Origin of the sequence: Winogradskyella vidalii (genome assembly GCF_013403955.1) — a bacterium.
Lineage (GTDB): Bacteria > Bacteroidota > Bacteroidia > Flavobacteriales > Flavobacteriaceae > Winogradskyella > Winogradskyella vidalii.
In genome coordinates this window covers 164409-186276 of sequence record NZ_JABFDG010000001.1, presented here as the reverse complement: position 1 = coordinate 186276, position 21868 = coordinate 164409, and the positions used below count along the sequence as shown (strand labels likewise).

Here is a 21868-nt window from a genome sequence, read left to right as displayed (position 1 = left end):
GGGGTTAAAACATTTTTTTATAATCCTTTGGATTGATTGTCTTATCGATGTTATCATTTATGGCAATAGTTTCACTTGTCATGTTACCATCTTTAGATTGAATAGTGTATTCCATAATATAGCCCTTAAGAACCGCGTCATTTTGAATAAACCAATTTGGTAAATTAATTTCTGGTGCCACCCAAAGTGTCATTTTAACCTCACTGTCGGACATCACATATTCATAACAGGTTGCACCAAGTATCGTTTTAGTTTTTCCTGTCTTTTTAATTTTAGAATAGTCGTAATTCGCCATTTGGTCGGTAGGGTTTTGCATTTGCTGTCCGCCCATCATATTTTGGGACATTTGCATTTTCATACCAGCAGTATCCACAAAAATGTGTGTATTGCCATCATCCATAACGATTACAGATTCACCTTCCATTTCTTCATCTGAATAGTCACTCATATCAACCATTAAGCCCATATAATTTTCATTAGGATTTAACAAATAAGACATCTTATAGGTTTCGTTAGCATCATCAATATTGGTGACCTTAACTTTAGTTTCAAACGTAAATTGATACACCCCAGCAACTGCGGTTGAATTGGTATTTTGTTGTTCCGAGCCACTCCATCCGCTTTCATTAGAGTCTTCTGTTTTAACCACTGAGGTTTGGTTAAAAAATTCTGGACTTTCAGCATCAATACCTCCTATTACGGTAGATTCAAAATAGGTTTCAGAATAGTCTTCAGAGTTAGCACTGTGCCTTAGTATTTTTTTTAAACTTACTTTTCCATCAAACGAAATTTGAATAGCGCCTTCCGTTAGCACATCGATAGTAACTTGTCCTTTTGAGACATTGTAACTTTGATAATTATCGGAAACTGCTTTTTTAAAATCGTCTCCAGAATCTTCGTAATGCAATAAATCAGGATCGTACGATAATTTGAGCGTAGCTTCTTCAGGAATTTTAAAACTGCGCTTTACGCCGTCGGTATCGGTTTCAGCATCATGTCTTAAATTCGCTTCGGTAGGGATGGTAAGCACAAAACCATCATGTATATCGGCATCATGAGACCACCACGATCCTGTAAAGCGCCATTGTGAATTGGTTTGTGTGGCTTTTATTTTTCCGACTTCAGCAATCTGAACCGCACCAAAAGTATTGGCATGGGTAAGAATAACATCGCCGTAATCCGCAGTAGAGCTTGCTATTTCTAATGATTTCTCAGGTTCGTCGGAAGATTTTGGGGTATCCTTTTTCTTTTCAGACGTGACATCATCAATCGTTTTATCTATGGTTTTATCAATTTTGGCTTCTGCTTTTTGTTCTAATTTCTTTTCAACTTTCTTTTTCAGCTTTTTAAATAGTTGTGCTTCTACTGGCTGAACAGCAGAAAATAGCATTAATATTATAGCGTATTTTAAAAGTGTTTTCATTGTTTTTATGAATTGATTACACTTTTAGTTCCTCTAACTTTAGAAACATTAACAAACCATTTAAAAAAAATTATATTTGTTTTATTGTTAATGTTTTAGTCTTCGAGATAACTAAATGAAAAACACGCTTAGCGACAACGATTTACAACGACAACTTAGAGCCGATGATAAAAAAGCTCTAGAAAGCGTGTATCTGAGTTATAAGCAAGCGTTTTTAAATTATGCCAAGCGCTACGACATAGCGACTTCTGATGTCTTAGACATATACCAAGACGCCATTATTGCTATGCACCAAAATTTTGTAACGTCGCAATTAGAGCTGCAGAACAGTACCATTAAAACGTACCTCTTTGGCATAGGAAAAAATAAAATATTTAAAACATTAAAAGCACAGCAACGTGTTATCAGAGTAGACGCTGAAAACGACAACTATACAGAAATTAAGATAGAAGAAGAATTACCTACAGCAAACCAACACGCTTTAGCGAAACGACTTAGCGAACTATCTGAAACCTGTAAAACAGTACTTCAACTATTTTATTACAGAAATTTAACGATTGAAGAAATTGTGGACGCTACCCACTATAAAGATGCAAATACGGTGAGAAGTCATAAATCACGATGCTTAAAGCATCTAAAAACGTTGTTTAAAGTACACTAATGAATAACGAAACACTCATACAAGACTATATTGCAAATCGGCTCTCTACGAACCAAAGAGCTGAAGTTGAGCATTTGTTAGAAACAGATTCAGAATTTAAAGCTGAATTTGAGTCTCATAAAGATATGGCTGTGGCTTTTAAAATCGCTGAAGCCAAACATCTAAAATCACACTTTCAGCAATTAGAAAACACCCTTCCTAAAGAAAAATCGAATTTTAAAACAGTTAAATATGCCGCTTTGGCTATTGCAAGTGTATTAGTTATTGGACTAAGCTATAACATCTTCAACACAACATCTGGTAACGATTTATTTGAAGACCATTTTGAAATTTCACCAAATACGTATCAACCCGTAACCCGATCAAATAATTCTGATAAGGATAATACTGCTTTTATAGCATATGAAAACGGAAACTATGAATTGGCTGAAAATGAATTTGAAACACTATTAGAAACAAATAACAATCCTAATATCCGTTATTATTACGCAGCGTCTTTACTCAACCAGTCAAAATATGAGTTGGCTTTAAAACAATTTCAAATCTTAAATAAAATTGATTTTGACTATAATGACGAATCGATCTGGTACACTGCCTTAATTTATATTAGAAAAGAAGATTATGCACTCGCTAAAACCTATTTAAAAAAACTAGGTAATAAAAAATCCACATTCAAAGTTGCAAATCGAAAAGAGCTTTTAGAAGTCATCACCAAAAAGAATTAGAACCACTTTACTCAACAACTCAACAGCAAATCAAATCAAGGGCTCACCCGTATCATAAGCGTGTCATAAGCGTGTCATAAGCGTGTCATAAGCGTGTCATAAGCGTGTGAACTTCGACTAAATTTCTCGTAACACCAAGCCAAACAAATTCAATTTATCAATAATTAAAACAGAAAAACTAAAAGTTAACGTCTCTTTTTTTCTTATAAAACCTTCTACCTTCAAATCATACTTTTCCTCAAACTCACGCCATTGTTGGTGTTTTCACCAACAATAACAGAATCATCTAAATAAGATAAACTTATGGAGAGCAACCTCAACGCAAAACAAAAAAACCGCTCTAAATCTTTACAATCCAAAGCAGTTCTTTACAATTTAAGTTAACAATAAAGCCTTATTTCTTCAATAGCTTATTGGTATGTATTCTATTATCTTGAGTACTTATTTTTAAAAAGTAAACTCCTGTAACTAAATGACTAACATCTAGTGTTTCAACAGCATCACTTTCTACTATTTTTTGACCATTAACATTGTAAACTGCCAATTGTGCTATCTGCTCCAAGTCAACACCTTCAATTTTTAACTCATCGGCTACAGGATTTGGATAAATTCTAAAATCTGATACCTCTGCAACATCAGCAATACTTAATGTACCACTTTCAAAGCTAAAGTTATCGTAATAAGCATCACCGCCATAATTGTTATGCAACATATTAAAACCAACAATATCTACTGATGTAAAATTGCTACGCGTATGTGCTAATACATCATTTAAGTAATATTTTAATTCGGACGCAGTAACTTCAATCTTAACATTCAACCAAGTGTTTGGTGTCCAAGTGGCATCATCAATATAGAATGCACCGTAATCTATATTATCAATCGTATAAATTAAGCCTTGATATTCCATAGCAATCCCTGCTACAGGAACAAAATCATCATTGGCATCAATACCAAAAAGTGTCATTTCAAAATCTGCGCCATTGGTTTCTGTAACCAAAACATCGTATGAAAACGTAAAATCTTCATAAGACACTGGAGACTCAAAGTTTTTTACAGCTCCAAAAATTGGCAGCCATTGAAAATCAAAACCAGATTCGTAAGCATTTTTAAACGAATATGTTCCATCAGAAGCTGCCTCATCAGACACCACTTGGTTTTCTAGAAAAACCCCATCGCTATCTTCTGTGACTTCCCAACCATTTTGGGCATTCAGTGTTCCTAAAGTGTAGGATTCACTCGTTTCAAAAGAAATAGTTTCTTGGCTAAAAAGTCCTCCTGTAAGTAACAACATGAAGGCAATTGTGTAGTTTTTTATCATCATTAAAATTATTTTAAAGGTCTAAAAATACTACAAAATCAACCAAAGCATGAAATAATTAACATCTGGAAACACCCAAAAACCAGTAGACAATTGAGTTTCTGACTACTATAAAATTATATTAACACTAGAGTTGAAAACGTTTCTATAAATGCAAACTTAATATAAAGTAAAGCGACTTAAATCAAAGTGTTAGATAGCATCACATGATACTATCACAACAATTTACCGACGATGTTTCTTTTTATTCCGACGCTTCTTCCCTTTAAATCTTACCTTATCCTCAGGCTTTCTCTGGTTAAAAGGTACAGCATCATTAAACGTGTTTTTTGCATCGCCTTTAGGTTTATTCTTCTGCCACTTTTCCGTTTTCTCCGGCAATAAAACACTCAATAAATCTTGACGACCTAATTTGTTTAAGGTCTTTTTAATCCACGCTTTATTTTCATCCTTATACCAAAAGAAAAAACGGTGTTGTTCGTCCTTTTCCTTTTTAGTAATAGGTGTATTGACTTTCTTTAAAGTGTAGGGATGGTAACCAGAATAATAAATAACGGTAGCCACCGTCATTGGCGTAGGGGTAAACCCTTGTACTTGCTCTAACTGAAAGCCCATATCTTTGGTTTCGGCAGCCAAATTAGCCATATCTTCTACTTCACAGGCCGGGTGATTCGATATAAAATAAGGAATCAACTGCAACTTCAACCCTTTCTTAATATTAATCTTATCAAAACGTTCTTTAAATTTATGGAAGTATTTAAACGACGGCTTACGCATCAATTTCAATACAGGATCACTAGTATGTTCTGGTGCGACTTTCAATCGGCCAGAAACATGCTTCGTCATCACCTCTTCCGTATAATCATCTAACTCTTTAGGATCGGCATTTTTATTAAATTCTGGCACCAACATATCGTGACGGATTCCCGAACCAATAAATGATTTCTTTACCTTAGGATGCTTATCTACCGCCTGGTACAATTCCGTTAACGGCTTATGAGAGGTATCTAAATTACTACAAATTACGGGCGAAATACAACTCGGCGCCACACACTTATCGCAAATAGATTGTACTTTCCCTTTCATTTGATACATGTTGGCACTTGGCCCACCAATATCAGACAAATAGCCTTTAAAATCCGGCATATTCGCCACCGTATCTACTTCTTTTAAAATAGACTCTTGACTACGAGAGGCAATAAATTTTCCTTGGTGTGCAGAAATGGTACAAAAGCTACAACCACCAAAACACCCACGGTGAATATTGATAGAAAACTTAATCATTTCAAACGCCGGAATCGGGCCACGCTTATTGTATTTTGGGTGTGGTAATCGAGTGTAAGGCAAATCAAAAGAGGCATCAATCTCAGCTTCCGTCATCGTTGGGTACGGCGGATTAATCATCAAGGTCTTATTACCTATTTTCTGAAAAATTCGTCGGGCGGCCAACTTATTAGATTCTTGTTCTATCACCTTAAAATTAGAGGCGTATTTCTTCTTGTCTTTTAAACACACCTCATGCGATGCAATCTCAATATCTTCCCAATTACTATTCTTCGGTATCTTATCCCCTTCACTTAAAAGGACAGCGGTTTGGTTTACCGTATTAATACTACTAAACGGTACGCCTTTTTCTAACAGACGAATCACCTCACGCAACGGCTGCTCCCCCATCCCGTATACCAACATATCAGCTTTAGAGGTTTCTAAAATAGACGGCATCAGTTGATCGCTCCAATAATCGTAATGCGTTACACGACGTAATGAGCCTTCTATGCCACCAATCAATACAGGGGTATCGGGCCACTTTTCTTTTAAGATGTTACTGTAAACTGTAGAAGCGTAATCGGGTCTAAATCCAATATCACCATTAGGTGTATACGCATCCTTATCCCGCTTCTTCTTATTAGCATTATAGTTACTAATCATAGGATCCATACAACCTCCAGTCACCCCAAAAAACAATCTTGGTTTCCCCAGTTTTACAAAATCCTGAAGATTATCATTCACATTCGGTTGCGGCACAATCGCCACACGCAGTCCAAAACTCTCTAACATACGCCCAATTACAGCAGGGCCAAAAGTTGGATGATCCACATAGGCATCACCGCTAAACAGAATCACATCGAGTGCTTCCCATCCGCGTATTTTCACCTCTTTGTTTGTGGTAGGTAACCAATCCGAAAGTTGTAATTCGTTCTTCACGTTGCAAAAGTAGTTAAAATATTGCCGCTTAGGCAGTACAAAAAGTTAAGGTCTATAATTTGGGCGTTACCCAAGGGTCGTGCTTTCGGCAGTCGCTTTTTTGTGTTGCATAGGCGCAACAACACAAAAAGAGCTTCAACAAATGCCTCAATCACTAACGCGGGCGTATTTGCTAGTGTCCCAGCCTTAGTGTAAGATTAGAATTCAATTATAAGTCTAACCCTTTTAGACTTTCCACACGGTTTCTAGCTAAGAAATCATCAATGGTTTCAAAATGCTCAATCACGCGTTTTTCTTTAAATTCAAACACTTTTTTAGACAAGCCCTGTAAGAAATCACGATCGTGAGACACCAATATTAAGGTCCCATCAAAATTCTGAAGTGCTTCCTTTAAAACATCTTTAGACTTTAAATCTAAGTGATTGGTAGGCTCATCGAGAATTAATAAATTCACAGGTTCTAATAATAACTTCACCATAGCTAATCTCGTTTTTTCACCACCAGAAAGTACACTTACTTTTTTCTCAATATCGTCGCCCCTAAACATAAAACCACCCAAAATGCTTTTTATCTGAGTTCGTACATCGCCTTGCGCTACTTCATCAACGGTTTGAAAAATGGTTAAATCTTCATCTAACAAAGCCGCTTGGTTCTGTGCAAAATAACCCACCTTTACATTATGACCCAAACCACAAGTCCCTTCTACATCAATTTTACCTAAAATGGCTTTAATCATAGTCGACTTCCCTTCTCCATTTCGACCCACAAAACAAACCTTTTCTCCTCTAGCAATAGACATATTAGCGTTTTTAAACACCACATGATCATCATAAGATTTAGAGACCTCCTTAACCGTCACCGGGTAATCCCCTGAACGTTGGGTTGCAGGAAAACGCAACTTTAAAGCTGATGTATCAATGTCATCAACTTCAATAATGTCTAACTTTTCAAGCATACGCTCACGAGAAGACACTTGATTGGTTTTAGAATAGGTACCTTTAAAACGCTCAATAAAGGCCCTATTATCAGCAATAAATTTCTGTTGTTCTTGGTAGGCTTTAATTTGGTGGGTACGTCTATCTTCTCGTAACTGAAGGTAATGCGTATAGTTGGCTTTATAATCGTAAATACGCCCCATAGTCACTTCAATGGTTCTATTGGTAATATTATCTACAAAGGCCCTATCGTGAGAAATTACCACAACCGCTTTGGCTTTATTTACTAAAAAGTCTTCCAACCAAATCACCGATTCTATGTCAATATGGTTAGTAGGCTCATCTAACAAAATTAAATCGGGCTTTTGTAATAAAATTTTAGCCAATTCAATTCGCATTCGGTAACCTCCAGAAAACTCATTAGTTTGTCTTATAAAATCCTCCTGTTTAAAGCCTAAACCTTTTAAGGCTTTTTCCACTTCAGCGTCATAATTCACATCTTCTAATGCGTAATATTTCTCACCTAAATCCGACACACGCTCAATGATTTTCATGTACGCGTCAGACTCATAATCGGTTCGTGTTTCCAATTGCTTGTTGAGCGCCTCCATTTCATCACGCATTTCATACACATGCTTAAATGCTTTAGACGCCTCATCAAAAACAGTCGTGTCATCTTCCGTTAACAAATGCTGTGGCAAATAAGCAATCACCGCATCCTTAGGACATCTTACGTTTCCGCGTGTGGCACTTTGTACGCCAGCGATAATTTTCATCATGGTCGACTTTCCCGCGCCATTCTTACCCATTAAGGCAATCTTATCATTTTCATTAATCGTAAATGACACCTCACTAAAAAGGGTGTGACCACTAAATTCTACCGCTAAATTATCGACTGAAATCATATGCTAAAATTTTGAAGTTGCAAAACTACTAAATGAAGCCTCATTATTATTCTTTCTACATAAAATAATCAATATAAGTAATTCAGTTAATTCTATTGGGATTTACGTTAAGCGAACTAGACCTTAAGTACTAATTTTAGGTTAATTCTAAATTAACTTAAAAAATAAAATTATGATTATCACTAAAGTCCTAGGACTAACAAGCGCATTCACAAAAAGCAAAAAAGCCAAAATAGCTATATTAGGACTAGAGATGGCTGTATTGGGCTACGCACTTTACCAACAAAAGCAAGAGAAGAAAAATAAGCGACTTAAATCCTAGTGGTATTAGATTTTGAAGTAATTTTGCAGCGTATTATATAGATTATGAGCATTATTTCAAAAGACATCGCTAAAGCCGTTCAACTTTTAAATGACGAGCACATTGTAGCAATACCTACAGAAACCGTTTATGGTTTGGCGGGTAATATTTATAGCGAAAAAGCCATCACATCTATTTTTGAAACCAAAAAGCGTCCATTTTTTAATCCGCTTATTGTTCATATTTCTTCCATAGAGCAGTTACCAAATATTGTAGCTCACATTCCTCAAAAGGCACAATTACTAGCTGAAGCTTTTTGGCCAGGACCAATTACCCTAGTTTTAAAAAAACAAAATACAATTCCCGATTTAATTACAGGCGGTAAAGATACGGTTGCGGTTCGTGTACCAAATCATCCCACTACCTTAGAGTTATTAAAGCAATTAGATTTTCCGTTAGCGGCACCATCTGCCAACCCTTTTAGTAGTATTAGTCCAACCACAGCAGCACATGTAGAAACATATTTTAAGGACGATATTAAAATGGTCTTAGACGGCGGTCCTTGTACAAATGGTATTGAATCTACGATTATAGGATTTGAAAATGATGACCCTATTATTTATAGATTAGGATCTACAGCACTAGAAGATATTGAAGCCGTCGTTGGTAAAATTGAAATAAAAAACACCGTTAAAGGTGAGACTAAAGACATCCCAAATGCGCCAGGCATGTTAGCGCGCCATTACGCACCAAGTACAAAAACGATTTTATCTAACAATATATTAGAAGCTATAGAACGTTATCCTAGTAAGCGGATTGGTGTTTTAGTTTTTAAGACTGAAATTGAAGATGATAATTTAAAAACTCAAATCGTTTTATCTAAAACAGGTGATTTAGCAGAAGCAGCATCTAAACTATATGATTCACTTCTTCAATTAGACCAACACCAACTAGATATTATCATCGCTGAACGTTTTCCTGATAGTGGTTTAGGAAAATCTATTAATGACCGCTTACAACGCGCCACTGTTGACGCTTAAAACAAATTATCACTCCTCCACTTTCCAGAGCTATATGTATTGTGTAATAGTCAATTATTTAGTATCTTATACCTAAATTTCCCAGACCATGAAAAATATATTAGTCGCCATAGACCTTAAAGGTAATGAACAACCTCTCATAGAAAAAGCCGAAACAATAGCCCGTAAATTTGCATCTAAAGTTTGGGTAATCCATATCGCTGCACCAGACCCCGATTTTGTGGGTTATAGTGCAGGTCCTCAAAGCACAAGGGATAATCGTGCATCAGAACTTCGGGAAGAACATCGAAGAATTGAAAGTTATACTGAAGCATTAGAAAAAAAAGGAATCGATGCAGAAGGCCTTTTAGTACAGGGTGCTACAATAGAAACCATATTAGAAGAGGCAAAAAAATTAAACATTGACCTCATTATTTCAGGCTATCAAGACCATGGGTTTTTCTACAAAGCACTCTATGGAAGTGTTTCTAATGCAATAATTAAAGCTTCAAAAATTCCCGTTTTAATTGTTCCTATGGATTAAAAATAAATTCTAAAAAAATTAAAAAAAACGACTAAAAACCATCCGAAATCCTGCTAATTAATTCCAATAAAATTAACAGAAAGACAATATATAGATTTTCAATGCAAAAATATCTTCATCAAGGTTTGGTAAATCAATTGTTTATCGTAAATTTGCAAACTCTTTTTTGAAGAGGAATGTTTAATCTATTGTGTTATTTAAGACACAATTATAAATCAAATTAGTGTGGATACATTAAGCTACAAAACAGTTTCAGCTAACAAAGCTACCGTTAATAAGGAGTGGGTTTTAGTTGATGCTGAAGGACAAACTTTAGGTCGCTTAGCTTCAAGAGTAGCAATACTTTTAAGAGGTAAGCACAAACCTAATTTTACGCCACACGTTGATTGCGGTGATAACGTTGTTGTTATCAATGCGGAAAAAATCAACTTAACTGGTAACAAATGGACGGAAAAAAGTTACATCCGTCACACAGGTTATCCAGGTGGACAAAGAAGTCTGACAGCTACTGAATTGTTTGAGAAAGACCCAAGCAGATTAGTAGAAAAGTCAGTGAAAGGAATGTTGCCTAAAAACAAATTAGGAGCAGCCCTTTTTAGAAATTTAACTGTTGTTTCTGGTACAGAGCATGCGCATGCCGCTCAAAAACCAAAAACAATGAAATTAAACGAAATTAACTAATGGAAGTAATTCACAAAATTGGCCGTAGAAAGACGGCTGTTGCTCGTGTGTATGTTGCTCAAGGGAGTGGCAAAATCACAGTGAACAAAAAAGACATGGCGGATTATTTTAGTACTGCAACATTGCAATACAAAGTAAACCAACCTTTAGCCTTGACTAACAATGATGGCAACTTTGATATTACTGTTAACGTATATGGAGGTGGTATCACCGGCCAGGCAGAAGCAATACGTTTAGGATTAAGTCGTGCTATGTGCGAACTAGATCCTGAAAACAGACTAGTATTAAAGCCAGAAGGTCTATTAACGAGAGACCCAAGAATGGTAGAAAGAAAGAAATTCGGACAGAAAAAAGCCCGAAAGAAATTCCAATTCTCGAAACGTTAATATCCAATCAATTTTTATTCAGAATCTGTTTCGGCAGATTCTGGATTATTATTTTTTATTAAAAAATCCCGAAACGAGTTCAGGATTTCAGTTTAGCATCTAAATGAAGCCAACAGCAAATAGCAAAACGCTAAAAGCCAAATGGAACATTGCTAATTTAACAGAATGTAAACGATTACAAAATGGAAAAAGTAGAAGTAAAAGAATTACTTGAAGCAGGTGTACACTTCGGTCACCTTACACGTAAGTGGAACCCAAACATGGCCCCTTACATTTATATGGAACGTAATGGTATCCATATTATCAACCTTTACAAAACAGCAGCAAAAATTGAAGAAACTTCTGAAGCTCTAGCTAAAATAGCAGCATCAGGAAAGAAAATCTTATTCGTTGCTACAAAGAAACAAGCAAAAGACATCGTTGCTGAAAAAGCAGGTGCAGTAAACCAACCATATATTACAGAACGTTGGCCTGGTGGAATGTTAACTAACTTTGTAACTATTAGAAAAGCAGTAAAGAAAATGGCTGCTATTGATAGAATGAAGAAAGATGGTACATTCAACTCTTTATCTAAAAAAGAACGTTTACAAGTCAATCGTTTACGTGCAAAATTAGAAAAGAATTTAGGTTCTATTTCTGATATGACACGTTTACCAGGTGCTTTATTTGTTGTCGATATTATGCGTGAGCATATCGCTATCAAAGAAGCTCAAAAATTAAATATCCCAATCTTTGCAATGGTAGATACTAACTCTGACCCACGCGAAGTAGATTATTTAATTCCTGCAAATGATGATGCTTCTAAATCTATAGATAAAATCTTATCTATCGTTACTTCTGCAGTCGCAGATGGATTAAACGAAAGAAAAGCTGAGCGTGCAGACAAAGACGCAAAATCTCAAAAAGGAGATGCTAAGAAAGCACAACCAGCAAAAAAAGCTGAGAAAGCGGTTGCATCTGAAGAAGAAGAATAAATAACATTTAGAAAATATTCAAAAGTCGTTTAATTCTTTTCTTGCAAGAAAAATAATTAATCGACTTTTTTAAATTAAAAAAACATGGAAAATACTGTAAAAGTTACTGCAGCAGAAGTAAACAAGCTTAGAAAAGCAACTGGTGCTGGTATGATGGATTGTAAAAAAGCTTTAGTTGAGGCTGGTGGTGATTTTGATAAAGCTATTGAAGTTTTACGTAAAAAAGGTCAAAAAGTTGCTGAAAAAAGAGCTGATAGAGATTCTTCTGAAGGAGCTGCAATCGCAAAAATCAATGCCGATAATACTTCTGGTGTTGCTATTGTATTAGGTTGTGAAACTGATTTTGTTGGTAAAAACGAAAACTTCGTAGCACTTGCAAATGAATTAGCTGATATCGCCTTAAACCATGACACAAAAGAAGCCTTTTTAGCTGCTGATTTTGGAGGTATGACTGTTGCAGAAAAATTAACTGAGCAAACAGGTGTAATTGGTGAAAAACTAGACATCACTGCTTTTGAAAAATTAGATGCTCCTTACGTAGGTCAGTATGTACACATCAATAAAATTGCTGCTTTAGTAGGTTTATCTGCAAAAGTTGATAACGTTGAAACTTTAGTGAAAGACGTTGCAATGCAAGTAGCTTCAATGGGAGCAACATCTTTATCTTATAAGGATTTTGACCCAGCATTTATTGCCTCAGAAACTGAAGCACGTATCGCTGTAATTGAAAAAGATAATATTGAATTAGGACGTTTAGGAAAGACTTTAAAGAATGTACCACAGTACATCTCTATGGCTCAATTAACTCCTGAAGTACTTGCTGAGGCTGAAGAAGCTGCAAAAGCAGAATTAAAAGCTGAAGGTAAACCAGAAAAAATCTGGGACCGTATTTTACCTGGAAAAATGGAGCGTTTTATTTCTGATAACACTACTTTAGATCAAGAACAATGTTTATTAGATCAAAAGTTTATTAAAGACGAAAAGCAAACTGTTGCTGAATACGTTAAAACTTATGGTGACGTTGCTGTTACTGGTTTTAAACGTGCTACTGTAGGATAATATTTATCCTGTTAAAACAGAAATCTTATATTTAAAAACCACTATTCCTCTAAGAATAGTGGTTTTTTCATTTTATAAAGCTACGGATTAGGTTACTTTATAATTATAAATACAATTTTTTGATAAAATAAACTTTTGGCATTTTTTTCACTTTTACAGATGCTAATAATTACGTAGCTTTGCTCATCTTTTAAAAGATAAAATGAAATAAGTTAAAAACGCTGTCTTATTTCAAAATATAGGTGAGTAATACATCATATGAAGCCTTAAATTTGCAATACTAACAATCTAATGAAACATCCATTACTAAATTTTCATACTCAAAGTAATGATTATATGGATGTACATGTGACCATTGAAAAACAATAGAAATAAACACATGAAATATAAAAGAATACTACTAAAGTTATCTGGCGAAGCTCTAATGGGAAATCGCCAATATGGTATTGATCCTGAACGTTTATCAGAATACGCTAAAGACATTAAAGAAATAACCAAACTCGGAGTGCAAGTTGCTATTGTAATTGGAGGAGGAAACATTTTTAGAGGTGTTGCAGGAGCCATGAACGGTATGGATCGTGTGCAAGGGGATCACATGGGTATGTTAGCAACCGTAATTAATGGTTTAGCCTTACAAAATGCTTTAGAAGATGCTGATGTAAAGACCCGTTTACAAACAGCTATTAAAATCAATGAAGTTGCAGAACCTTTTATTAGACGTAAAGCAATGAGTCATCTTAACAAAGGCCGTGTTGTTATTTTTGGAGGAGGAACAGGAAATCCGTATTTCACTACCGACTCAGCAGCTGTATTAAGAGCCATTGAAATTGAAGCTGATGTCATTTTAAAAGGAACACGTGTTGATGGTATTTATAATACTGATCCTGAAAAAGACAGTAATGCCGTTAAGTTTGACTATATTACATTTGATGACGTATTACGTAAAGGCCTTAAAGTTATGGATACAACAGCCTTTACTTTGAGTCAAGAAAACAAACTACCTATTATCGTTTTTGATATGAATAAAAAAGGAAATTTACTAAAAGTAGTTTCTGGAGAAAATATAGGTACCGAAGTTATTCTCTAAGTTTTAGCCTTAACTTTTTTTAACCCTCAATTAAATTTTTAATACTATGGACGAAATTAAATTTATTAAAGATACTGCAGAAGAAGCAATGGAAGCAGCCATTAAGCATCTAGAAAAGCAATTAACAAATATTAGAGCTGGTAAAGCAAGTCCGGCTATGCTTGGCAGTGTTATGGTAGATTATTATGGTTCACAAACACCACTGAGTCAGGTAGCAAACGTAAATACACCTGATGGTAGAACAATTTCTGTTCAACCTTGGGAAAAAAATATGCTTCAAGAAATTGAGCGTGGTATTATGTTAGCCAATTTAGGCTTTAATCCGATGAATAATGGTGATTTAATTATTATTAATGTCCCACCATTAACAGAAGAACGCAGAAAAAATTTAGCAAAGCAAGCTAAATCTGAAACTGAAGATGCTAAAGTTGCCATTAGAAATGCACGTAAAGATGCCATGAACGACATCAAAAAAAGTGAAACTTCTGAAGATTTACAAAAAAATGCTGAAATTGATATACAGTCTTTAACGGATACTTACGTCAAGAAAATAGATGCTATTTTAGACGTTAAGGAAAAAGAAATTATGACAGTTTAAGACTTTAAGATAAAAAGAAGCTGCCTTAAAACAAACGAAAGCATTCTAACGTTAAGTAGTTGTAATACCTTTATAATTTAATTACTATTTAATAATTTCAGGCTACTTAAAAAGAGACTTTAAGATAGCTTCTTTTTTAATCTCAATCATAATTTATTCATGTTACAGCGTCTGCTTGTGGTTCTTCTTCTAACAATTGTATCACATAGCTTTGCGCAACAACCTCCCATTTCAGAAAAAGAAAAATCCGACCAAGCCAGAGATTCTATAAAAAAAGCAGAATTTATAAAAACAATTGGTAACGGTTACCTACCCTTCAAGTACTTTAATTTAGATTTACGCTACCTTGTAAAATTCAATCAATACGAAGGTTTTAGAACAGGTTTAGGTGGTATCACTAATGATTATTTTTCAGAACGTTACCGTGTAGAGGGTTATCTGGTTTATGGCTTTAAAGATAAACGCTTAAAATATAATATTGGTGGTGGCTTTAGAGTAAATAAAGACTCTAACACTTGGGTAAATCTTGCTTATACTGATGATTTAAAAGAAACCGGAAGTTCTAAATTTTTAACCGATAAACGATTTTTTAGTTTTTTTGAACCTCGTTTATTAAATATAGATTTATTCCATCGGCACATTACAAAATCCATAAGTATACAACACAAATTTTCTTACCACCTACTTTCTGAAACACAATTTGCAGTTTCAAAAATAACTCCAACTTATAATTACAGCTATAACTTAAATGGTAAAAGCTACAACTCTTTTGATTTAAGTACCGCAAAAGTAAGTTTACAATGGAGTCCTTTTAGCCATTACAGCTTAAAGAATGATAAAATTAAAGAGATTAAGGATGGTTATCCAAAATTTACCCTTCAGTTAACACAGGGTTTTAATTCTGTTTTTGGTAGTGAATTTACATTTTCTAAACTCGATTTTAGAACCATACAACAATTCAAACATAAAAACGAAGCCATTACCAACATCACCTTAGTAGCAGGTATTGCTGGCGGTGATGCGCCTCTAACCCATTTATACCACGCTTACCCTAATAATATTAGAAAAGAAACCATTCTTCAGCGTTTTTCAGTTGCTGGTCTAAATAGTTTTGAAACAATGTATTTTAATGAATTCTTTAGTGATAAGTTTTCAACCTTACAATTAAAACATGCGTTTAAACCGTTTAAAATTACTGAACGTTTTAAACCTCAATTGGTATTAATCTCACGCTATGCATTAGGCGAAATGAATAGTAAAAGTAGACATCAGGGGATAGAATTTAATACTTTAGACAAACTCTACTCAGAATCTGGCATAGAAATTAATAAGTTATTTTTCGGTTTTGGTCTTAGTTTTGCCTACAGATATGGCGGGTACCACTTAGCACATCTAGAAGATAATATGGCTTTTAAATTCACCTTCAATATTTCACTTTAACCTAAATTATATTCCTGTTAATTAACTAACAAATTCTTAGGTTTTTCCTACCTTTGCGGCTTGTTTTTATCTCTAAGTACGTTTTTATAATTATTCGTATGTAATAAAAACAACTATTTATTTCAATCAATATCTTAGCAGTTCGCTCTAAGGCAGTTATGAAAGCATGTTAAAACTTTTTACCACAGGATTTTGGGAAGCTATTGCAAGACTTATTCTTCGTAATAAAATCTTTATACTTATTGCCATTATATTGGCAACACTCTTTTTTAGCTCACAATGGAAATACATGCGTTTTTCATCTACCGAAGCTAATTTACTACCAGATGACCACGAAATTAACCTTATCTATAATAACTTTATAGAGATTTTTGGTGAGGAAGGCAACCTTGTGGTATTGGGCGTTAAGGATTCAGCTTTATTTAGTGCAAAACAACTAAATGCATGGAATAAGCTTGCGGATTCTTTTAAAGGTGAAGAGGAAGTCGATGCTGTTCTATCAATAAAAGACCTTCAAAAATTAGTTAAAAATACCGAAGAGGTAAAGTTTGACTTAGAACCTTTTATCAGAGATTCTATAAAGAGTAGCGAAGAAGTTAGCCAACTTAAAAAAGAACTTTTTGAGCAATATCCTTTTTATGATAATTTCTTATTTAATGCAGAAACGCAAACCATAAGAACGGCGCTTTACCTTAAGAAAGATATTATAAACACGCCAGCTCGTAAAGCCTTTATCTTAGACAATCTTCAAGCAAAAGTTGATGCTTTTGAAGACCAGACCGGACTCGATGTTAGGATTTCTGGAATGCCCTACATAAGAACTTTAAGTTCGCAGAGTATTATAGATGAAATCCCTATTTTTATTGGTGGTGCACTCTTTGTAACTTCACTTATCTTCTTTTTGTTCTTTAGATCATTTAGAGCAACTTTTATTTCGCTAATTGTAGTTTGTATTGGTGTGATGTGGACCTTCGGAATTTTAGGTTTACTCGGTTATGAAATTACTGTATTAACCGCTTTAATTCCACCTTTAATCATTGTTATCGGTATCCCTAATTGTGTCTTCTTAATAAACAAATATCAGCAAGAAGTAAAATCACATGGTAACAAAGTAAGATCTTTACAACGTGTCATTACTAAAGTTGGGAATGCAACTTTAATGACCAACGTTACCACAGCTTCAGGTTTTGCTACATTTATCCTTACAGAAAGCACCTTACTTAAAGAATTTGGTATTGTAGCATCGCTGAGCATCTTAGCTATTTTTATGCTTTGTTTACTTATTGTTCCTATTCTATACACCTTTTTGCCTTATCCTAAAGAACGCCATTTAGAACATTTAAATAAGCGTTGGATTGGTAAGTTTGTCGATTGGATGGTCAATATGGTAAAGCACAAAAAAATAAGTATTTACATCACAGCGCTAGTATTAATCGTCGCTGGAATTATTGGAATTTATCAAATTAAAATTTCGGGTAGTCTTATAGAAGATATGCCACAAAACACTGATTTTTTTAAAGATATTCGATTTTTTGAAGATGAATTTAATGGGATAATGCCATTAGAAATCATGATTGACACCAAACGTAAAAATGGCGTAATGAAGTTAGCCACTTTAAAACGTATGGAAGAATTGGAAGAGTTAATTAATGAAACCCCAGAATTATCTCGACCAATTTCTGTAGTGAGCTTGGTTAAATATAGCAAGCAAGCTTATTATAACGGGAATCCAAAATATTATCAATTACCAACAAGTCAAGAAAACACATTTATTTCTTCTTATGCCAAAAACACAAGCTCCAATGCAGATATGCTTAGTGATTTTGTAGATAGTACAGGGCAATATGCACGTATCACCACCTTTATGAAGGATATAGGTACAGATAGAATGGAGCATATTCAAGATGATCTTCAAGATGAAATTAATAAAGTTTTCCCTGATGAACGCTATGAAGTTATTATCACTGGTAAAGCTTTAGTCTTTCAAAAAGGCACCAAATATCTGGTTAAAAATTTAGTCATATCACTAACATTAGCCATTTTCCTTATCGCCTTATTTATGGCTTATCTATTCCGTTCATTTAGGATGATAGTAGTTTCACTTATCCCTAACCTCCTACCATTAGTTGTAACAGCAGGTATAATGGGATATATAGGTGTACCTATTAAACCTTCAACAATATTAGTATTTAGTATTGCCTTTGGTATTTCAGTAGATGATACCATTCACTTTTTAGCAAAATACAGACAAGAATTACAAACTAACCATTGGAAAATTAGAAAGTCCGTTTACGCAGCGCTCAGAGAGACAGGTGTGAGTATGATTTATACCTCTATCGTGTTATTCTTTGGCTTTTCAGTATTCACAGTATCTAGCTTTGGTGGTACAGTAGCCTTAGGGGCTTTAGTATCTATAACGCTGCTATTCGCTATGCTTTCTAACTTATTGCTATTACCTTCCTTATTATTATCTTTAGAACGTAATATTGCCAACAAAGAAGTCTTAAGAAAACCTTCAATAGATATTATTCCTTCTGAAGTTGACACTGAAGACGATACAGAACAAAAAAAATAAATACAAACATTAGCATACTAAATAATTAAAAAATGACTTCAAAAACTGTAACTGAATTATTATCGCAAGATGCAACCTTACAAGATGTTACCGTAAAAGGCTGGGTAAGAACATTTAGAGCCAACCGATTTATTGCATTAAATGATGGTTCTACTATTAATAATATTCAATGTGTAGTCGATTTTGAAAATTTAGACGAAGCGCTTTTAAAGCGTATTACAACAGGAGCTGCAATTCATGTTACGGGTGAGTTGGTAAAAAGTCAAGGGAAAGGACAATCGGTAGAAATCATTGTTAAAACCTTAGAGGTTTTAGGTGATTCTGATCCTGAAACCTACCCAATTCAACCTAAAAAACACTCGTTCGAGTTTTTAAGAGAAAATGCCCATTTACGTACTAGAACCAACACTTTTAGTGCCGTAATGCGTTTACGTTCGTCTTTATCATTTGCCGTTCATAAGTATTTTAACGAGAATGGCTTTAACTATATGCATACTCCAATAATAACAGGAAGTGATGCTGAAGGCGCTGGTGAGATGTTCAAAGTAACAAACTTAGATTCTAAAAATCCACCTTTAAATGAAGACGGCTCTGTAAACTACAAGGAAGATTTCTTCGGAAAGGAAACCAATTTAACGGTTTCTGGTCAACTAGAAGCAGAAACTTATGCCATGTCTTTAGGTAAAGTATATACGTTTGGACCAACATTTAGAGCAGAAAATTCAAACACCTCGCGTCACTTAGCAGAATTTTGGATGATTGAACCCGAAGTCGCTTTTATGGATTTAGCGGGTAATATGGATCTAGCCGAAGCCTTTATGAAATCTGTTTTAAGTTATGTACTAGAAAATAACAGAGAAGATTTAGAGTTTTTAGAAAAACGTTTATTAGACGAAGAAAAGAGCAAACCACAAGCACAACGTAGTGAAATGAGCTTAATAGAAAAAATTAAGTTTGTTGTGGATAACAACTTTAAGCGTGTTAGCTATACCGAAGCAATAGATATTTTAAAGAACTGTAAACCAAATAAGAAAAAGAAATTCAATTATATAATTGAAGAATGGGGTGCCGACTTACAATCGGAACACGAACGTTTCTTAGTAGAAAAGCACTTTAAATGTCCTGTAATTTTATTCGATTATCCTGCTAACATTAAGGCATTTTATATGCGTTTAAATGAAGATGGAAAAACAGTAAGAGCCATGGATATCCTTTTCCCTGGTATTGGAGAAATGGTAGGTGGTTCGCAACGTGAAGAGCGTTTAGACGTTTTAAAAGAAAAGATGAAGGCCTTAGATATTGATGAAAAAGAATTATGGTGGTATTTAGATTTACGTAAATATGGAACCGCTGTTCACTCTGGATTTGGCTTAGGTTTTGAACGTTTAGTTATGTTTGCTACAGGAATGGGTAATATTAGAGATGTCATTCCTTACCCTAGAACACCACAAAATGCTGAATTTTAATTGCTAATTGATATACCTGGCAGATTTCTAAAATCTATCAGGTATCAGGTTTTTTTATTACATTTATAATCAATAGAAATCTTATGTCTTTAAAGCAGTTTTTACAGTTTAAGCTCTCTCAGAAGCTCTCGCCTCAACAGATTCAACTCATGAAGTTGATTCAGTTGCCTACACAGGCTTTTGAACAACGTTTAAAGCAAGAACTTGAAGAAAACCCAGCCTTGGATACGGGCAAGGAATCGGAAGCTTCTGAAGATAATTTTGACGAGTTTGATAACTCTGAAGAAGAGTATAATGACAACGAGTCTATTGAAGCAGATGATATTAATATTGACGAATATCTAAGCGACGATGAAATTCCAGATTATCGCACTAAAGCTAGTAATTACAGCGTAGATGATGAAGAAAAAACAGTGCCTTATGCTGCCGGGACGTCGTTTACTCAACATTTAATCAATCAATTAAATACGTTTAGATTATCTGAACAAGAAGAAGAAATCGCTTATTTTTTAGTTGGTAGTGTTGATGAAAGTGGCTATATAAGACGCTCATTATCTGATATTACAGACGATTTAGCATTCACACAAAATGTTTACACCACACCAGAAGAGGTTGAAAAAGTATTACAAATTGTACATCAATTAGATCCAGCTGGAGTTGGGGCTCGAAACCTTCAAGAATGCCTAAGTATTCAGTTACATAGAAAAGAGCAACATCCTGATGTTGAAATGGCAATTGCAATTATAGATAATGGCTTTGAGCAGTTTACGAAAAAGCATTATAAGAAATTGATGCAAAAGTTCAACATTAATGAAGATCAGCTTAAAGATGCCATTGAAGAGGTTGAACGCTTAAACCCTAAACCTGGTGGTTCTTATGCTGGCAACAATAAAATTGTAGAACATATTGTCCCTGATTTTGCCATAAAAATTGTAGATGGCGAATTAGAGCTCACCCTGAATGGAAGAAATGCACCAGAATTACATGTCTCTAGGGAATACAATAACATGCTAAAAGGGTATAAGGCCTCAAAAGAAAAGTCTAAGGCACAAAAAGATGCTGTAATGTTTATTAAGCAAAAGTTAGACGCAGCAAAATGGTTTATTGAAGCTGTAAGACAACGCCAGCAGACCTTATTTGTGACCATGAGCTCTATAATGCATTATCAAAAAGAGTATTTTTTAACAGGGGATGAACGCAACCTTCGCCCTATGATTTTAAAGGATATTGCAGACGAAATTGAAATGGATGTTTCTACGGTTTCTCGTGTAGCTAATAGTAAATATGTAGACACGCCTTATGGAACTAAATTGATTAAAGAATTCTTCTCAGAATCTATGACTAATGATCAAGGTGAAGAAGTTTCAACTCGTGAAATTAAAAAGATTTTAGAGACCGTAATAGAAGAGGAAAGCAAAAAGAAACCAATGACTGATGAGGCGCTTTCTAAAATACTTAAAGAAAAAGGCTATCCTATTGCGAGACGAACGGTAGCTAAATATAGAGAGCAATTAGACATTCCTGTAGCGCGTTTAAGAAAAGAACTATAAAAAAGCCTATTGA

18 protein-coding genes are annotated in these 21868 nt (G+C 34.6%); 14 read left to right on the top strand and 4 right to left on the bottom strand.

Translation table 11 applies throughout. From position 1 onward, the window contains the following. Nucleotides 1-4: 4 nt before the first annotated feature. Nucleotides 5-1423: a DUF4412 domain-containing protein gene (locus tag HM982_RS00820; RefSeq protein WP_179351231.1), complete on the bottom strand. Its 1419-nt coding sequence runs from the start codon at nt 1421-1423 to the stop codon at nt 5-7. 115 nt (nt 1424-1538) lie between these two features. On the opposite strand from HM982_RS00820, the gene HM982_RS00815 reads away from it, so the two are divergent. Both HM982_RS00815 and HM982_RS00810 read left to right on the top strand, forming a co-directional pair. Further along, on the top strand, nt 1539-2084 hold the full coding sequence (locus HM982_RS00815; RefSeq protein WP_179351230.1) for an RNA polymerase sigma factor: 546 nt from the start codon (nt 1539-1541) through the stop codon (nt 2082-2084). Then, nucleotides 2084-2809: a hypothetical protein gene (locus HM982_RS00810; RefSeq protein WP_179351229.1), complete on the top strand. Its 726-nt coding sequence runs from the start codon at nt 2084-2086 to the stop codon at nt 2807-2809. The genes HM982_RS00815 and HM982_RS00810 overlap by 1 nt, the downstream gene beginning before the upstream one ends. A gap of 394 nt (nt 2810-3203) precedes the next feature. On the opposite strand, the gene HM982_RS00805 is transcribed toward HM982_RS00810, so the two are convergent. From HM982_RS00805 to HM982_RS00795, 3 genes are all read right to left on the bottom strand, one after another. Next, nucleotides 3204-4133 (bottom strand): T9SS type A sorting domain-containing protein, encoded by a 930-nt coding sequence (locus tag HM982_RS00805; protein ID WP_179351228.1) that lies wholly within the window; start codon nt 4131-4133, stop codon nt 3204-3206. Between the two features lie 222 nt (nt 4134-4355). Beyond that, entirely contained in the window at nt 4356-6335 is a 1980-nt protein-coding gene (locus tag HM982_RS00800) for a YgiQ family radical SAM protein (RefSeq protein WP_179351227.1), read from the bottom strand. A 208-nt stretch (nt 6336-6543) separates the two neighbouring features. Continuing rightward, on the bottom strand, nt 6544-8175 hold the full coding sequence (locus HM982_RS00795; RefSeq protein ID WP_179351226.1) for an ABC-F family ATP-binding cassette domain-containing protein: 1632 nt from the start codon (nt 8173-8175) through the stop codon (nt 6544-6546). A gap of 366 nt (nt 8176-8541) precedes the next feature. Between HM982_RS00795 and HM982_RS00790 the strand changes: the two genes are divergently transcribed. From HM982_RS00790 to rpoN, 12 genes are all read left to right on the top strand, one after another. Beyond that, a complete protein-coding gene (locus HM982_RS00790; RefSeq protein ID WP_179351225.1) occupies nt 8542-9516 on the top strand; it encodes an L-threonylcarbamoyladenylate synthase in 975 nt (324 codons plus the stop codon). 88 nt (nt 9517-9604) lie between these two features. After that, entirely contained in the window at nt 9605-10039 is a 435-nt protein-coding gene (locus HM982_RS00785; RefSeq protein ID WP_179351224.1) for a universal stress protein, read from the top strand. 225 nt (nt 10040-10264) lie between these two features. Further along, nucleotides 10265-10720, top strand: coding sequence for a 50S ribosomal protein L13 (gene rplM / locus HM982_RS00780; protein ID WP_179351223.1), 456 nt, complete (start codon nt 10265-10267; stop codon nt 10718-10720). Next, a complete protein-coding gene (rpsI, locus tag HM982_RS00775; protein WP_157364360.1) occupies nt 10720-11106 on the top strand; it encodes a 30S ribosomal protein S9 in 387 nt (128 codons plus the stop codon). Before rplM ends, rpsI begins: the two co-directional genes overlap by 1 nt. Nucleotides 11107-11288: 182 nt before the next feature. Next, on the top strand, nt 11289-12080 hold the full coding sequence (rpsB, locus tag HM982_RS00770) for a 30S ribosomal protein S2 (protein WP_179351222.1): 792 nt from the start codon (nt 11289-11291) through the stop codon (nt 12078-12080). Nucleotides 12081-12164: 84 nt separating this feature from the next. Then, nucleotides 12165-13139, top strand: coding sequence for a translation elongation factor Ts (gene tsf, locus HM982_RS00765; RefSeq protein ID WP_179351221.1), 975 nt, complete (start codon nt 12165-12167; stop codon nt 13137-13139). A gap of 379 nt (nt 13140-13518) precedes the next feature. Continuing rightward, a complete protein-coding gene (pyrH, locus tag HM982_RS00760; protein WP_179351220.1) occupies nt 13519-14226 on the top strand; it encodes a UMP kinase in 708 nt (235 codons plus the stop codon). A gap of 46 nt (nt 14227-14272) precedes the next feature. Continuing rightward, nucleotides 14273-14824: a ribosome recycling factor gene (gene frr / locus HM982_RS00755; protein WP_179351219.1), complete on the top strand. Its 552-nt coding sequence runs from the start codon at nt 14273-14275 to the stop codon at nt 14822-14824. Nucleotides 14825-14983: 159 nt separating this feature from the next. Beyond that, on the top strand, nt 14984-16264 hold the full coding sequence (locus HM982_RS00750; protein ID WP_179351218.1) for a DUF5686 family protein: 1281 nt from the start codon (nt 14984-14986) through the stop codon (nt 16262-16264). Between the two features lie 166 nt (nt 16265-16430). Further along, nucleotides 16431-18839: an efflux RND transporter permease subunit gene (locus HM982_RS00745; RefSeq protein WP_179351217.1), complete on the top strand. Its 2409-nt coding sequence runs from the start codon at nt 16431-16433 to the stop codon at nt 18837-18839. Between the two features lie 32 nt (nt 18840-18871). Beyond that, nucleotides 18872-20305, top strand: coding sequence for an asparagine--tRNA ligase (asnS, locus tag HM982_RS00740; protein ID WP_179351216.1), 1434 nt, complete (start codon nt 18872-18874; stop codon nt 20303-20305). 83 nt (nt 20306-20388) lie between these two features. After that, complete coding sequence (gene rpoN / locus HM982_RS00735) at nt 20389-21855, top strand: RNA polymerase factor sigma-54 (protein ID WP_179351215.1); 1467 nt, start codon at nt 20389-20391, stop codon at nt 21853-21855. Nucleotides 21856-21868 lie beyond the last annotated feature (13 nt).